We start from the raw sequence: 14,758 nt of genomic DNA, 5'->3' as shown, positions 1-14,758 counted from the left end.
GGTTGCAAAACAATGCCGGAGCTATGGTGCTAAACAAAAAAATGAAGTCCGCCGCCAGCTTTACCCCGATTCGCTTCGGGTTACTCTGTGTGGCCATACTCGGTTGTCTGGGACTGCTATTGGCCCGCGTGGGCTGGCTGCAGATTGTTTCCCCCGATAATCTGGTAAAACAAGAGGATATGCGTTCTCTGCGCGAAGAGCCCGTTGCGGTTGAGCGGGGGATGATCACCGATCGGGAAGGACGACCGCTGGCGGTGAGCGTTCCGGTTAGCGCGATCTGGATCGATCCGCAGACCACCATGGAGAAAGGCGGCGTCGGCTACGGGCCCCGATGGCAGGCGATGGCCGAAGCGCTGCATCTCAACCTCGGGGAACTGGCCCAGCGGGTACAGAGCCATCCTCACGCCCGCTTTCTCTATCTGGCGCGGCAGATCAATCCCGAGCAGGCGGAGTGGATTGATAAACTGCATCTGCCTGGCGTCTACCTGCGTGATGAATCGCGGCGTTTCTATCCGGCAGGCCACGTGGCTGCCAATCTGCTGGGCTTTACCAATGTCGATAATCAGGGCATCGAAGGGGTGGAGAAAAGCTTCAACGCCCAGTTGACCGGTAAACCCGGGCGACGTCTGGTGCGTAAAGATAAACATGGCAATGTGATTGAGAATATTACCGAAGTACCGCCGGTGCCGGCGCATAATCTGCAGTTGAGTATCGATGAGCGCCTGCAGACGGTAACGGAAGATGCCCTCGACAACGCTGTTCGCTGGAATAAAGCCGAATCCGGAGCGGCGGTGCTGATCAAAATCGATACCGGCGAGATCCTGGCGATGGCCAGCTATCCCGACTTCAATCCAAACAATCGCGATGCCGCAACGCTGGATGATTTTCGCAACCGGGCCATCAGCGATACCTTCGAGCCGGGGTCGACCGTCAAACCGCTGGTGATCATGACCGCGCTGCAGCAGGGGATTGTCCAGCCGGACAGCGTGGTGGACACCCATCCGTTTGTCCTTGACGGCCACCGTATCCGCGATGTCGGCTATTATCCGGAGCTGAGCCTGACCGGGATCCTGCAGAAATCCAGCGATACCGGCGTGTCGCATCTTTCGCTGGCCATGCCGGTGCAGCATCTGATTGACACCTATACGGCTTTCGGTTTCGGCGAGCCGACGGGGCTGGGGTTGACCGGCGAAAGCGCTGGGCTGATGCCGCATCGTCGCTACTGGGGGCAACTGGATCGCGCCACCTTCGCTTTCGGCTATGGTTTGATGGTGACCCCGCTCCAGCTGGCGCATGTTTATGCCACCATCGGTGGCTTCGGCATTGAACGACCGTTGTCGATCACCCGCATCGACCCGCCAGTGATTGGCACGCGCGTAATGCCGGAGAATATTGTCCACAGCGTGGAGCATATGATGGAGAGTGTGGCGCTCCCGGGCGGAGGCGGCACTAAGGCGGCGGTGCGCGACTATCGGGTGGCGGTAAAAACGGGGACGGCGAAGAAGATCGGCCCGGACGGCAAATATATCGATAAATATGTGGCCTATACCGCCGGCGTGGCGCCCGCCAGCCGTCCGCAGTTCGCGCTGGTGGTAGTGATGAACGATCCGAGCAATGGATCGTATTACGGCGGGGCCGTTTCCGCCCCGGTATTCAGCCAGATTATGGGCGACGTCCTGCGGCTGGAGAACGTCATGCCGGACGGTATGCCGCAAGGCGCGGAGAATCTGATCGTCATGCACGACAGCCACCCGCTGGCGCCGGCGCTGTAACAGTGGTCTGCAAGGGCGAATAGCGCTACACTTTCGCCCTTTCAGCGACACCGGAGCCGTCATGTCATACAGTTGCCCCCTTTGCCACGCGCCGCTCAGCCGTAGCGACAACCACTATTCCTGCCCGCAGCGGCACCAGTTCGATCTGGCGAAAGAGGGGTACGTCAATCTGCTACCGGTGCAGTTCAAACGGTCGCGCGATCCCGGCGACAGCGCTGAGATGATGCAGGCCCGTCGGGTGTTCCTCGACGCCGGGCATTATCAGCCGCTGCGGGACGCTATCGCTGAGCGATTGCGGCACGCTGCCCCTCAGGCGTTACTGGATATCGGCTGTGGCGAAGGATATTACACCCACGCGTTTGCCGCCATCGCCAGCCGCAGCTGGGGGCTGGACGTATCGAAGCCGGCAATCCGCGCGGCGGCAAAACGCTATCCGCAGGTGAATTTTTGCGTCGCCTCCAGCCAGCGTCTGCCGTTCTCCGATAACAGCTTCGATGCGGTAGTGCGCATTTACGCCCCCTGCAACGCCGGTGAGCTGGCGCGAGTGGTGCGGCCTGGCGGGTGGGTGATCACCGCCACGCCGGGACCCCGCCATTTGCTGGAGCTGAAAGGGCTGATTTACGATGAGATCCGCCTGCATGAGCTGAAGACGGAAGCGATGCCGGGGTTCCGCCTGGCTGCTCAGCAGCAGCTGGCTTATCCGATGACCCTGACGGGCAGTGAAGCGCAGGCTCTGCTGCAGATGACGCCGTTCGCGTGGCGGGCCAAGGCCGACGTGCATGACGCGCTGCGTCAGCAGGCAACCTTTGGCTGCCAGACCGATTTTATGATCCATTGCTGGCAGCGCGAGGAGTAAAGCTTAACCGGCGAAATGGCTCCAGAGGATTTCGCTGCCGATGCCAATCAGCACGATACCGCCGAGAATTTCGGCCCGTTTGCCCAGCAGCGGGCCGATAAAGCGACCTACCATGATCCCCAGCGTCGACATGATAAAGGTGGCGCAGCCGATCGCCAGCGCGGTGGTGACAATGCTGACCTGCAGGAAGGCCAGGCCGACGCCAACCGCCATGGCGTCAAGGCTGGTGGCGAAGGCGGTGGTGACCAGCAGCCAGAAGCCATGCCGGCGAGGCGCCTCGCACGCCTCGTCGCTGTCGCCGCGAAACCCCTCGATGATCATCCGCCCGCCGAGAAACACCAGCAGAATAAAGGCAATCCAGTGGTTCCATTCGAGAACAAACTGGCTGGCCAGCATGCCCAGTCCCCAGCCGACCAGCGGCGTCAGGGTTTCAATAGCGCCAAAAATCAGCCCGGTGCGCACTGCTTCTGAGAATTTGGGTTTGTGCAGGGTGGCGCCTTTGCCAATAGAGGCCGCGAAGGCGTCCATAGACATGCCGAAAGCGAGAAGAAGGGTTGCGGATAAATTCATGTGCCTGTCCTGACCGGGGATAATCCATATGACACATCGCTGCCCCCAGTAAATATACGCGGAGCCGCTCAATGGCTGAGCAATACGTACAGCAGTGATGTATCTATGGTCTCGCCTGATTGAATCACTTCAACCCGTACGTGCCACGTTTTGCAACGAGTATGTTGACACGTACATTTCCTGGCGGGCAGGAAATCGGCTACTCCCCAACGACGGGCGCAACCTTAACATATTTTTAGAATATAAAACAATAACAGAAGAGGGCTATTTTAATAACCAAATGATAACGATTTTCATTTGAATTTATAAGTAAATAAATAGTTAATGAAAAACAGAAGAGCAGGTGGGGAAATATAGCCATGGCTATATAATCCCCCAGACGAAATCGGAAAAAACATAGCGCTGGCTATATTTATAACTCATTGAGTTGAAACAAGAAGTTTGTATATCTTCTCCAGATCGTCGATATTTCGTACGCGAATCAGCAGCCGCCGTTGCTCTAATTGCATCACCAGCACGCCGTCTTCGGATAAATTCATCTCTTTAATTCGCTGATATTCTATCCACACGTTGGCGAAGAAAAAGCCGCGCGGTTTGAAAATGATTTTCGGCGTACGGATCCAGAATAAATAGAGTCCCATCAGCGCCAGCGCAGACAATAGCCAGGTGGTGATCGGGGTGCCGTGCTGGGTGATGTTGTTATAGATCAGAATGGCGATGAGGCAGACAAAGATCAGGCCGTCAACGCGGCTGCGGCGAAGCAGGGGAATGGCCAGCAGCACCGGGCCGTTGCGCCTCGGCATAATAAACTGGTCATACACCGCGTAGGCCAGTAGCGAAAGGATGAACAGGATGATCACCAGGTCCGTGAATGTCATTGCTTTGCGTTCCTCCTGATAAAAAAAAGCCGGGGGCTAGCCCCCGGCTACAACCTGGAAATTACAGACCCAGCAGGCCGACAGCGTAGCCTGCGATACCGATGACGAAGAAGCCAACGATGATCCACAGCGGGTTAACTTTCTTACGCAGCAGCCACATACAGGCGAAGGTCAGCAGCAGCGGTACCAGGCCCGGCATCAGCTGGTCGAGGATCGTCTGCACCGTGGTGACATGAACCTGTCCGTCAGAGCCGGTGATTTTTGACACCACCATCGGAATGTTCACGTGCGTCCACTTGTTAACCAGCGCCCCCATGACAAACAGGCCGAGGATTGACGCCCCCTCAGTCAGTTTCTGCAGGAAGCCGCCGCCCATATCTTTCACGATGTCCACGCCTTTGCGGTAGCCGTAGGCGACGCCATAGTAGCGGGTCAGCAGTCGCACTGCGTTGAACAGGATAAAGAACAGCAGAGGGCCGAGCAGGCTTCCGCTCATCGCGATCCCGGCGCCTAAGGCCGCGAACACCGGACGCACAGTGCCCCAGAAGATTGGGTCGCCGACACCGGCCAGCGGCCCCATCAGACCGACTTTGATGCCGTTGATAGCGCCATCGTCAATCTCTGCGCCATTGGCGCGCTGCTCTTCCATCGCCAGGGTTACGCCCAGTACCGGAGCGGCAACGTAAGGATGGGTATTGAAGAACTCAAGGTGACGCTTAATCGCCTGCTTACGCGCATCGTTATTCTCCGGGTACAGACGACGAATCGCCGGAACCATAGAGAAGCAGAAGCCCAGCGCCTGCATACGTTCGAAGTTCCATGAACCCTGGAACAGGTTAGAACGAATGAACACGCCACGAATATCACTCTGAGTGAGTTTTTTCTCGGTGGTATTTTTAGTCATATCAACCATTTCGCTCACCTGTTAGTCCAGTTCGTTATCGAGATCGTTGTTACCAGCCGCCTGAGCCGGGGCACCGGCGACGCGGTTATATTTCGGGCTCAGCTGGATGTAGAGGATTGCCATGACCGCGCCAATCACGCCCAGGGCCACCAGGTTGAAGTTGGTGAAGGCGGCGGTGACGAAGCCGAGGTAGAAGAACGGCATCAGGTAGCCCGCGCGCATCATATTGATGACCATCGCGTAACCAACCACCACGATCATGCCGCCGGCAATGTTCAGGCCGCTGGTGACCACTTCAGGGATTGCGTTCAGCAGGCCCTGGACTTCGCTGGTACCGACGGAAATGGCCACGATGACGGCCGGGATAGCGATACGCATCGCCTGCAGGAACAGGGACGAGACGTGCAGCCACGACAGGGCGGTCAGGTTGCCATTCTCCGCCGCTTTATCCGCCGCGTGCTGGAAGGCTACGGTGATAGTACGCACGATGATGGTCAGCACCTGGCCTGCAGCCGCCAGCGGGATAGCCAGCGCGATGCCGGCGCCGATGCTCTGATGGCCGGCAATAACCAGAACGGTGGAAATAATGGACGCCAGCGCGGCATCAGGGGCAACCGCCGCACCGATGTTCATCCAGCCCAGGGCGATCATTTCCAGCGTACCGCCGATAATAATACCGGTTTTCATATCGCCGAGAACGGCGCCGATCAGCGTACAGGCGACCAGAGGACGGTGGAACTGAAATTCATCAAGCACCGACTCCATACCCGCAATACACGCGACGATGAACACCAGCACAATCTGAAGAAGGGTAATCTCCATTGTACTTCTCCTGTTGATTAAGTCTTAAAGTGAAAACTGGGGCGCGATCGTCCGGGTTATTTATCGACCTTGGCGATCAGATCCATCATTTTCAGTTTCGGGTCGGTGGACACTTTACGTGCCTCCAGCTCGATACCGCGTGCGTTCAGCTTGTTAAACGCCTCAATATCTTTGGCATCGACCGAAATCGCGTTGTTAACCTGGGTTTTGCCCTGGCGGAACGCCATACCGCCGATGTTGACGCTGGTGATTTTCACGCCGCCCTCGACGACGCGCTCAACGTCGGTCGGGTTAGTAAACAGCAGCATGACGCGCTGTCCGGCGTACATCGGGTTGTTGTAGACGCGGATCATTTTGGCGACGTCCACCACGTGGGCGGTGACGCCCGGCGGCGCAACCTGGGTCAACAGGGTTTTGCGCACGGTATCTGCGGCGACTTCGTCGCTGACGACGATGATGCGGGTGACGTTGGTCTCTTTGGTCCAACGGGTGGCGACCTGACCATGGATCAGGCGATCGTCGATACGCGCGAGGCCAATCACCATGTAGTCATTCGGACCCATCGGTTTGGCCGGTGCTGCGGCTTTAGGCGCCGCGGCTGGAGCGGGCGCAGGGGCCGCTTTTTCCACCGGTTTGGCCTTCAGCGCTTTCACGCCTTCGCTGCCGGTCTCTACCGCTAAGGCGACCAGCTCATCAAAGGAAGGATCGTCATCGCGGGCCATGAAGGTTTCCACCAGCATCGGGATGTTGACGCCGGCGATAACTTCGTAGTGCTCTTTATCGACGACAATGCGGCTCGCAGCGTTGAACGGGCTGCCTCCCCATGTATCGACGAGAAACAGCACGCCTTTACTGGTATCCAGTTTTGCCAACTGGGCATTGTATTTCTCGATCAGCGTTTCGGCGTTTTCACCCGGAACGAAATCGATCCAGCCAACGTTTTCCTGCTCGCCCAACAGCATCTCTGCTGTTTTCAGCAGCTGTTCTGCAGCCCAACCATGTGTGCCTATTACAATAGCAATCGTCACTTGCTACCTCCTTTATTATCGTGAATGCATCATCTGCTTTGATACATCCTGAATCACTCTTGAGGACAAAATCGATTCAGTTAGGGTGTAAGATAGAAAATAGTTACTACCGCGAATTATTTTAGACAGTGAAAAAATAATTAATGTGATGAAGATCCGTTAATCAGGCATCGCCTGCTAATAATTTTGCAGCGCAAAAAATAGCCTTAGTTATTGCAAATTCAGGTAAATCTTTTCCAATTTCGCTCTATATTTTGCTATGTTTAACTTCCGTTTAATTACTCAGGAGTATAGGGCATAGCCCGCAGTATGGACCGTCATCGACGTCTTTTCACTTTCTGGCACCTGGTTGCCACCTCCACGCATCACGCTTATCTTTCAGCATCTATTGTCGCGTCCGTGCATGACATGGCGATGACTGACCTTGCCGCTAACCGGAGTCGCACATGGAATTGTTAATGGATCCCTCAATCTGGGCCGGCCTGTTGACGCTTATCGTTCTGGAAATTGTGCTCGGTATTGATAACCTGGTGTTTATTGCCATCCTGGCGGACAAACTGCCGCCGAAGCAGCGTGATAAAGCGCGACTGATCGGCCTGTCGCTGGCGCTGGTGATGCGCCTGGGGCTGCTGTCGGTGATCTCCTGGATGGTGACGCTGACGAAGCCGCTGATTACTATCGCCGATTTCTCCTTTTCCGGGCGTGACCTCATCATGCTGCTTGGCGGGATCTTCTTGCTGTTCAAGGCGACAACTGAGCTGCATGAACGGCTGGAAAACCGCCAGCACGATGCCGGTCACGGGAAAGGCTATGCCAGTTTCTGGGTGGTGGTACTGCAGATCGTAGTGCTGGATGCCGTCTTCTCACTGGACGCGGTGATCACCGCGGTCGGGATGGTGAACCATCTGCCGGTGATGATGGCAGCGGTCGTGATCGCGATGATCATGATGCTGCTGGCCTCCAAGCCGTTGACGCGCTTTGTCAACCAGCACCCGACGGTGGTGGTGCTCTGTCTGAGCTTCCTGTTGATGATCGGCCTGAGTCTGGTGGCGGAAGGGTTTGGCTTCCATATTCCGAAAGGGTACCTTTACGCGGCGATCGGTTTCTCGATCATCATTGAGTTCTTTAACCAGGTGGCGCGCCGCAACTTTGTACGTCACCAGTCGACGTTGCCGCTGCGCGCCCGTACCGCGGATGCGATCTTGCGTCTGATGGGCGGCCGTAATAAACAGGCCTCCGTCAACCACGACGCTGACAGCCCGGCGGCGGTGCCGGTACCGGAAGGCGCCTTTGCGGAAGAAGAGCGCTACATGATTAACGGCGTGCTGACCCTGGCTCAGCGCTCTCTGCGCAGCATCATGACGCCGCGCGGGGAAATCAGCTGGGTCGACGCCGAGCAGAGTGAAGATGAAATTCGCCGTCAGCTGCTTTCGTCGCCGCACAGTCTGTTCCCGGTCTGCCGCGGAGAACTGGATGAAATCATTGGTATCGTGCGGGCGAAGGAGATGCTGGTGGCTCTGGAGTCGGGCGAAAACGTCGCGGCGCTGGCCTCCGCCTCCCCGGCGATCGTGGTACCTGAAACGCTGGACCCGATCAATCTGCTCGGCGTCCTGCGCCGCGCCCGCGGCAGTTTCGTCATCGTGACCAATGAATTTGGCGTGGTGCAGGGATTAGTGACCCCGCTGGACGTTCTGGAAGCGATCGCTGGAGAATTCCCGGACGCCGATGAGACGCCGGAGATCGTTATCGATGGCGACGGCTGGCTTATTAAGGGGTCGACCGACCTGCATGCGTTGCAGCAGGCGCTGGGGCTGGATCCGCTGATCAATGACGATGAGGATATTGCTACGGTTGCTGGTCTGGTGATCTCCGCCAATGGCCATATCCCGCGCATTGGCGACGTGGTGTCATTGCCGCCGCTGCATTTCACCGTGGTGGAAGCGAATGACTACCGGGTCGATCTGGTTCGCGCGGTGGTCACCCGTCCGCCGAGCGACGAAGAAGAGTAATCGTCCTGCGCGCCGGTCCCCTTGGGGACCGGCGCGTTATTCTGTTGCCTCTCGGCTGGCCAGCCACGCCGGGAATGCCTCCACCGGCATCGGCCGGGCATAATAAAACCCCTGCAGCACATCGACACCGTGGTCTCTGAGGTAGCTTTCCTGTTCCTGCGTCTCCACTCCTTCGGCAACGGTAATAATATTCAGCCGGTTGGCGAGGGCGATAATGATATCGGTCACCGTGGCATTGACGCTGTCTATCCCCACCGAGCTGGTAAACGAGCGGTCAATCTTCAGCACGTCCGGGCGCAGTGTTTCCAGCCACGACAGGGAGCTGTTGCCGGTGCCAAAGTCATCGATCGCCAGCTGGACGCCTTTCTGGTGCAGATCTTCGGCCATGTGCTGGTCGCCATCCTGCAGGACATCGCGTTCGGTCAACTCGACCACCAGCTGCTGTACCGGGTTCATGCTGAACCAGTAATTATGCAGGTCATGCAGCAGTAAGCCGTTGGCAAAGTGGCGGGCAGCGACGTTAATCGCGATATGAAACTGGCGGTCGCGGGGAAAAGCATCCAGACGGCGGGCGGTTTCGGCAATCACATAGCGGGTGAGGGGGATGATCAGATTGTCCCCTTCGGCGATGGGAATAAACACCTCCGGCGAAATCGCACCGCGGCGAGGGTTGTTCCAGCGCAGCAGGATCTCCACCCCGCAGCAGCGGCCGCTGCGCGCATCCTGCAGCGGCTGGCACCAGAGGGCAAACTCCCGGGCGGAAATACCGAGGCTTATCTCCCGCGAGAAGCTCATTCTGCCGGCGGTGGCCAGCCAGGCGATGCCGGTCATCAACAGGCTGAAGATCAGCGCCAGCGGCAGCTCGCCGGGCAGCTCCTCAAGCGCAATCGCAGAGGCGCCAGGGCCATTGATATTGACGATAAACGGAAACTCGGTAGAGCGCTGGCGATAAATCACCGTTCCCGGCGGGGTATGCGCTTTCTCGAGAAGCCCATGGCTGCTGCTAAAATAACGATCGCCAACCTGCAGGCTGACGTCGCTTATCAGGGATGATTTTTCGTTGAGAATTAAGGTCCCCAGCAGCTCGATATTGACAATCAGCATCACGCCATCCACGCCTCTCTCCGAGGCTGGATACCACTGTATCAGCACCGGTGTGCCTTTGAGCAAGGAGCTGTCGTTCGAAAAGAGCAGCAGAGGACGGGGTGCAGGAAGCGCAGGCTGCAGGCGATGTAAATCCGCCTGTCGCGGCCCAAAAATACTCGAACAGTAAACGATACCTGACGTCACGAGCGCGACGGAACGAACGGTCTGCAACGAGGCCGCGATTTTACGCAGCGACAAATGGATATCCGGGCAGGGGTGGCCCACCAGAGGAAGCAGGGTGGGTCGCTGCGCGCTCAGCGGACGCAGGATGTTATCCAGCGCCGCCACCCGTTGGCTGGCGGCCATGCGAATATAGCCTTCATTTTCGCTACGCTGCGAAATAAATCGGATAGCTAAGGTGGCGCCCAGGGTCACCAGGGCTACCAGCAGGCAGACAATAATGCGTTTGCGACGATAGGCCGTAATGACTTTTTGTGCAGTCTGCATGTGCGACACCCTGTCGACAGGACGAGTGGTTAAGCGTGGCTTATTTAATAGAGCAATTGTAGTGGCAGAATATCGTCAGGTATAGAAAAAAGAAATGCGCCACAGAGGGCGCATCAGGAAGGCAGGGGGCTTTCAGTTCCCCTCGCTTTACGCCTGCGCACCGGGAGGGGGCAGGCGAAAGCCAACACTTTAGTCACACTGAACTTTAATCGCCAGTCCGCCGCGCGAAGTTTCGCGGTACTTGGCGTTCATGTCTTTGCCGGTTTCGTACATGGTCTCGATCACTTTATCGAGCGAGACGCGCGGTTCGCTGGTGCGGCGCATTGCCATCCGCGCGGCGTTGATCGCTTTCACGGAGGCGATGGCGTTACGTTCAATGCACGGCACCTGTACCTGGCCGGCGACCGGGTCGCAGGTCAGTCCGAGGTTATGTTCCATGCCGATCTCCGCCGCCACGCAGACCTGTTCCGGGCTGGCGCCGAGCAGTTCGGCCAGACCCGCCGCCGCCATCGAGCAGGCGACGCCCACTTCGCCCTGACAGCCGACTTCGGCGCCGGAAATGGAGGCATTCATCTTGTACAGCGCGCCGATCGCACCGCAGGCCATAAAGTAGCGGATATAGATCTCCGGGCTGACGGATTCGATAAAGTGATCGTAATAAGCGAGTACCGCCGGAACGATGCCGCAGGCGCCGTTGGTCGGCGCGGTCACCACGCGACCGCCGGCGGCGTTCTCTTCATTGACCGCCAGCGCGAACATGTTGACCCAGTCAACGACGTTCATCGGATCGCTGGAGAGCTTATCGCTGGCCACCAGCAGACGACGCAGCGCCGACGCGCGACGCGGTACGCGCAGCGGGCCAGGCAGCACGCCTTCGGTGTTCATGCCGCGGTCGATACAGGCGCGCATGGTCTGCCAGACATTAGCGAAATAGTCCTCGATCTCTTTTTTGCTGTGCAGCGCCAGCTCGTTCTGCATCACCATCCCGGAGAGCGACAGGCCGGTCTCTTTGCAGTAGGCCAGCATTTCCTGCGCCGATTTAAACGGGTAGGGCACCTGCAGTTCGTTGGCGTTCTCTTTGCCGAAGTGCTCTTCATCGACGATAAAGCCGCCGCCAATCGAGTAATAGGTCTTGCAGTAGATCTCTTTCTCGCCGGCCCAGGCATGAATGGTCATGCCGTTTTCGTGCAGCGGCAGATTGTCGCTGCGAAAACGCATGCCGTCATCCGCCGGGAAGTCCACTTCGTGCTGACCGTTGGCCAGCAGCAGACGGCCGCGTGTCTCGACGTCACGGATAAATGCCGGTATCGCGTCTATATCGACCGTATCGGGCTGATTGCCCGCCAGTCCCATGATAATGGCGATGTCCGTATGGTGGCCTTTGCCGGTTAATGACAGCGAACCGTAGACGTCAACCGCCACGCGGGTCACTGCATTAAGCAATCCTTTTTCGACCAGGTCATCGACGAACTGTTTACCGGCCTTCATCGGGCCAACAGTGTGGGAAGATGAGGGACCAATCCCCACCTTAAACATGTCGAATAGACTAATCACGATAATACTCCTGACAGGGTTACCGCGGGTGCGGTAACGATGTAATAACTGCGCATAGTGTAAGAGGGAAGCGCCCTGTCAGTTCAACTATTCACATGAATTAAACTAATGGATAACCGCGATTTTACTAATAGTGAGAGCGCCCTCTCATAATCAGTATAGCTAAGGGCGCGCGCCTATCTGCAGCGCCAGCTCGCGAATGATCCCGGCGGTCATTCCCCAGACAAAATAATGCTGGTACCAGGAGAGCCAGACGCGGTGGTCGTTGCCCCGGCGGTGGATATCGAGCGGATGGTAGCGCCCGAGGCGCAGGGCTTCGGCGAGCGGCATTTCAAATACCGCGGAGACCTCGTCCTGGCTGGCGTGATAGTGCAGATCCGGTGGAATAATGCCCACCACCGGCGTCACCTGGAAGCCGGTGACACTGTCCACCGGCGGCAGAACGCCAATCACCTCAACCTTCTCTGGCGGGATCGCCACCTCTTCCTGGGCTTCGCGCAGAGCGGCGGCGATAAGCGTCGCATCGGTATTATCTACCGCCCCACCGGGAAAGGCGACCTGGCCGGCGTGCTTGCGCAGCAACGGCGAACGCTGGGTCAACAGCAGACCAGGCTGCGGCCGGCGTACGATCGGTACCAGCACCGCCGCCTGCCGCTGGTTTAGCGCCTGTGGCGAAGGCTGTGGACGCAGCAGCTGAAAGCGGGACAGAAAGTCATCCAGATTGAGGGCGCGGTCCGCCATGGTCTAGTTCTCCAGTTGGTGCAGGATACGATTAACTTTATCAAAAGTTTCCTGATATTCTGCGGCTTCCTCACTATCCGCCACAATCCCGCCGCCGGCGGAACAGTACAGTTGCCCCTGCCAGGCCGTTAGGGTGCGAATGGTGATGCTGGTATCCATATTGCCGCAATAGCTCAGATAGCCGATGCTCCCGCACCAGGCGTTACGTCGCTGGGGTTCCAGTTCATCAATAATCTCCATCGCCCGGACCTTCGGCGCGCCGGTGATCGACCCTCCCGGGAAGGCGGCGCGCAGCAGATCGCTGGCGTGCAGCGTCGCCGGCAGGCGGGCGGTGATGGTACTGACCAGATGATGGACCGCCGGGAAGGGCTCCACCACGAACAGCTCGGGGACCCGCACGCTGCCCGGGACGGCGACGCGGCCGATGTCGTTGCGCATCAGGTCGACAATCATTAAATTCTCGGCGCGATCTTTCGGCGAGTTCGCCAGCTTCTCCGCCTGCTGCGCATCCGCCAGCGGCGAATCGAGCCGCGGCAGGGTGCCCTTAATCGGGCGCGTCTGGATTTCCCCCTGGCGGAGCTGAATAAATCGCTCCGGCGACAGGCTTAAAATCGCCCCTTCCGCAAGGCGGATGAAGGCGCTAAAGGGGGCGCGGTTGGCGGCGTTCAACTGGCGGAAAGCCTGCCATTCATTCCCGACGTAGCGTGCCTGAAAACGCTGGGCGAGATTGACCTGATAGCAGTCACCGCTGCGCAGATAGGCCTGCACCTGACGAAATTTCTCGCCGTATTGCTGGCGGCTCATATTTGACTGCCAGGCAGAGGTCAGGGTGAAGGTTTCACCTGGCGCCGACGTTTGCGCCTCCAGCCACTGCAGACGCTGCTGCGGGTCGTCATAGCTGAGCAGCGACACCTGCTGGCGCTGATGGTCGACGATTAGCGCCCAGTCATAAATCCCCACCGCCAGATCCGGCAGCGCGATATCGGCCTGCGCCACAGTGGGAAGTCGCTCAAAACGGCGGCCCAGATCGTAACCGAACAGCCCCAGCGCGCCGCCAAGAAACGGCAAATCCTCATGGGGCTGCGGCGTGAACGGCTGACGATCCAGCTGCTGCTGGAGTAGTTGCAGCGGATCGTCCGCCGAGACAAAAGTGGTCTCGCCGTCATCGACCCAGGTCTCTTCACCGCGCGTCAGCAGCGTGGCGCGCGGGGCCGCCACCAGGATATCAAAACGGTTATGCGGATGGTCGGCAAAGCCGGAATGTAGCAGCATCGCCCAGGGCAGGGCGCTTAACGGCGTAAAATAGTGTTCGGCGGCATCCGGGCGCCAGGGCAGGGTAATAATCGCGGGGGACAACATCTTTCTCGATCCTGAACGTTACCGTCCCTCTGGCGTAGGCGGGGACGGCGTGAAATAATTACGCCCCACAATGTAGCAGGAGTACAAGATGTTTGCAGGTTTACCTTCGCTGAGCCACGAGCAACAGCAAAAAGCGGTCGAACGTATCCAGGAACTGATGGCCCAGGGGATGAGCAGCGGCCAGGCGATTGCCCTGGTGGCGGAAGAGCTACGCGCGACGCATACCGGCGAACGGATCGTCGCGCGCTTTGAAGATGAAGACGAAGACGAGTAATTACACCGCGGCGATAATTTTGATTTCAACCTTATACTGCGGGTTCATCAGCGTTGCTTCCACCGTGCAGCGCACCGGGGCGTGACCGGCTACCACCCAGGCGTCCCACGCTTTATTCATCGCCGCAAAGTCGCTTTTGTCGGCGAGGAAAATGGTGGCGTCAAGAATGCGCGACTTGTCGCTGCCCTGTTTTTCCAGCACCGCGTCAATCTGCGCCAGGGTGTTGGCGGTCTGCTCGAAGGCATCGGCATCAAGATTCGCCGGCACGCCGGTGTAGTAAAGGGTCTGATTGTGGATCACTACATCTGACCAGCGGGCTTCGGCATCAATACGCGTAATTGTCATTTCACATTCCTCTCTGAGCATTCCATTTAGCTGCGGCAAGACTGCCATAATGT

General features: G+C 58.1%; 14 protein-coding genes. 4 read left to right on the top strand and 10 right to left on the bottom strand.

Features of this window, described 5'->3' with window-relative positions:
- Window positions 1-23: 23 nt before the first annotated feature.
- Window positions 24-1,772: a peptidoglycan glycosyltransferase FtsI gene (gene ftsI, locus ACQUTP_RS04890; RefSeq protein ID WP_004203364.1), complete on the top strand. Its 1,749-nt coding sequence runs from the start codon at window positions 24-26 to the stop codon at window positions 1,770-1,772.
- A gap of 61 nt (window positions 1,773-1,833) precedes the next feature.
- The gene (rlmA, locus tag ACQUTP_RS04885; protein ID WP_285754991.1) at window positions 1,834-2,628 is read left to right on the top strand and encodes a 23S rRNA (guanine(745)-N(1))-methyltransferase; all 795 of its coding nucleotides are present in this window, start codon (window positions 1,834-1,836) and stop codon (window positions 2,626-2,628) included.
- Window positions 2,629-2,631: 3 nt separating this feature from the next.
- Here rlmA and mntP read toward each other — a convergent pair whose 3' ends face one another.
- The 5 genes from mntP to manX all read right to left on the bottom strand — a co-directional run bounded on the left by mntP (window position 2,632) and on the right by manX (window position 6,830).
- A complete protein-coding gene (gene mntP / locus ACQUTP_RS04880; protein ID WP_017900206.1) occupies window positions 2,632-3,198 on the bottom strand; it encodes a manganese efflux pump MntP in 567 nt (188 codons plus the stop codon).
- 419 nt (window positions 3,199-3,617) lie between these two features.
- A complete protein-coding gene (locus ACQUTP_RS04875; protein WP_285754989.1) occupies window positions 3,618-4,076 on the bottom strand; it encodes a DUF986 family protein in 459 nt (152 codons plus the stop codon).
- A 61-nt stretch (window positions 4,077-4,137) separates the two neighbouring features.
- A complete protein-coding gene (locus ACQUTP_RS04870; protein WP_004145526.1) occupies window positions 4,138-4,989 on the bottom strand; it encodes a PTS mannose transporter subunit IID in 852 nt (283 codons plus the stop codon).
- Window positions 4,990-5,001: 12 nt separating this feature from the next.
- Window positions 5,002-5,802, bottom strand: coding sequence for a PTS mannose/fructose/sorbose transporter subunit IIC (locus ACQUTP_RS04865; RefSeq protein WP_004203359.1), 801 nt, complete (start codon window positions 5,800-5,802; stop codon window positions 5,002-5,004).
- Between the two features lie 56 nt (window positions 5,803-5,858).
- A complete protein-coding gene (gene manX, locus ACQUTP_RS04860) occupies window positions 5,859-6,830 on the bottom strand; it encodes a PTS mannose transporter subunit IIAB (RefSeq protein WP_004203357.1) in 972 nt (323 codons plus the stop codon).
- Between the two features lie 446 nt (window positions 6,831-7,276).
- Here manX and yoaE point away from each other — a divergent pair, with 446 nt between their 5' ends.
- Complete coding sequence (gene yoaE, locus ACQUTP_RS04855) at window positions 7,277-8,839, top strand: CNNM family cation transport protein YoaE (protein WP_004203354.1); 1,563 nt, start codon at window positions 7,277-7,279, stop codon at window positions 8,837-8,839.
- Window positions 8,840-8,875: 36 nt separating this feature from the next.
- Here the strand turns inward: yoaE and ACQUTP_RS04850 are convergent, their stop codons facing one another.
- The 4 genes from ACQUTP_RS04850 to pabB all read right to left on the bottom strand — a co-directional run bounded on the left by ACQUTP_RS04850 (window position 8,876) and on the right by pabB (window position 14,086).
- Window positions 8,876-10,432, bottom strand: a complete 1,557-nt coding sequence (locus ACQUTP_RS04850) for an EAL domain-containing protein (RefSeq protein ID WP_080846932.1) — start codon at window positions 10,430-10,432, stop codon at window positions 8,876-8,878.
- A 189-nt stretch (window positions 10,433-10,621) separates the two neighbouring features.
- Window positions 10,622-11,986 carry an L-serine ammonia-lyase gene (gene sdaA, locus ACQUTP_RS04845; RefSeq protein ID WP_004203344.1) on the bottom strand — a complete coding sequence of 455 codons (1,365 nt, stop codon included), beginning with the start codon at window positions 11,984-11,986 and terminating at the stop codon, window positions 10,622-10,624.
- 162 nt (window positions 11,987-12,148) lie between these two features.
- Window positions 12,149-12,727 (bottom strand): CoA pyrophosphatase, encoded by a 579-nt coding sequence (locus ACQUTP_RS04840; protein WP_004203342.1) that lies wholly within the window; start codon window positions 12,725-12,727, stop codon window positions 12,149-12,151.
- Window positions 12,728-12,730: 3 nt separating this feature from the next.
- Window positions 12,731-14,086, bottom strand: a complete 1,356-nt coding sequence (gene pabB / locus ACQUTP_RS04835) for an aminodeoxychorismate synthase component 1 (RefSeq protein WP_109938454.1) — start codon at window positions 14,084-14,086, stop codon at window positions 12,731-12,733.
- An 88-nt stretch (window positions 14,087-14,174) separates the two neighbouring features.
- Between pabB and ACQUTP_RS04830 the strand changes: the two genes are divergently transcribed.
- Complete coding sequence (locus ACQUTP_RS04830) at window positions 14,175-14,360, top strand: YoaH family protein (RefSeq protein WP_004203339.1); 186 nt, start codon at window positions 14,175-14,177, stop codon at window positions 14,358-14,360.
- On the opposite strand, the gene ACQUTP_RS04825 is transcribed toward ACQUTP_RS04830, so the two are convergent.
- Complete coding sequence (locus ACQUTP_RS04825) at window positions 14,361-14,705, bottom strand: RidA family protein (RefSeq protein WP_002910910.1); 345 nt, start codon at window positions 14,703-14,705, stop codon at window positions 14,361-14,363. It lies immediately after the preceding gene.
- Between the last annotated feature and the right edge of the window lie 53 nt (window positions 14,706-14,758).

The organism is Klebsiella sp. 2-CIP_Kleb. (genome assembly GCF_050378715.1).
GTDB lineage: Bacteria > Pseudomonadota > Gammaproteobacteria > Enterobacterales > Enterobacteriaceae > Klebsiella > Klebsiella quasipneumoniae.
Note: the sequence above shows the minus strand (reverse complement) of the source record. Positions and strands in the feature narration are given on the sequence as shown.

Coding starts and splice junctions, on each gene's coding strand:
- ACQUTP_RS04850 (WP_080846932.1), bottom strand. CDS start 10,432: ATGCAGACTGCACAAAAAGTCATTACGGCCTATCGTCGCAAACGCATT.
- ACQUTP_RS04825 (WP_002910910.1), bottom strand. CDS start 14,705: ATGACAATTACGCGTATTGATGCCGAAGCCCGCTGGTCAGATGTAGTG.
- mntP (WP_017900206.1), bottom strand. CDS start 3,198: ATGAATTTATCCGCAACCCTTCTTCTCGCTTTCGGCATGTCTATGGAC.
- ACQUTP_RS04830 (WP_004203339.1), top strand. CDS start 14,175: ATGTTTGCAGGTTTACCTTCGCTGAGCCACGAGCAACAGCAAAAAGCG.
- ftsI (WP_004203364.1), top strand. CDS start 24: ATGGTGCTAAACAAAAAAATGAAGTCCGCCGCCAGCTTTACCCCGATT.
- ACQUTP_RS04870 (WP_004145526.1), bottom strand. CDS start 4,989: ATGGTTGATATGACTAAAAATACCACCGAGAAAAAACTCACTCAGAGT.
- yoaE (WP_004203354.1), top strand. CDS start 7,277: ATGGAATTGTTAATGGATCCCTCAATCTGGGCCGGCCTGTTGACGCTT.
- ACQUTP_RS04840 (WP_004203342.1), bottom strand. CDS start 12,727: ATGGCGGACCGCGCCCTCAATCTGGATGACTTTCTGTCCCGCTTTCAG.
- ACQUTP_RS04875 (WP_285754989.1), bottom strand. CDS start 4,076: ATGACATTCACGGACCTGGTGATCATCCTGTTCATCCTTTCGCTACTG.
- rlmA (WP_285754991.1), top strand. CDS start 1,834: ATGTCATACAGTTGCCCCCTTTGCCACGCGCCGCTCAGCCGTAGCGAC.
- pabB (WP_109938454.1), bottom strand. CDS start 14,086: ATGTTGTCCCCCGCGATTATTACCCTGCCCTGGCGCCCGGATGCCGCC.
- ACQUTP_RS04865 (WP_004203359.1), bottom strand. CDS start 5,802: ATGGAGATTACCCTTCTTCAGATTGTGCTGGTGTTCATCGTCGCGTGT.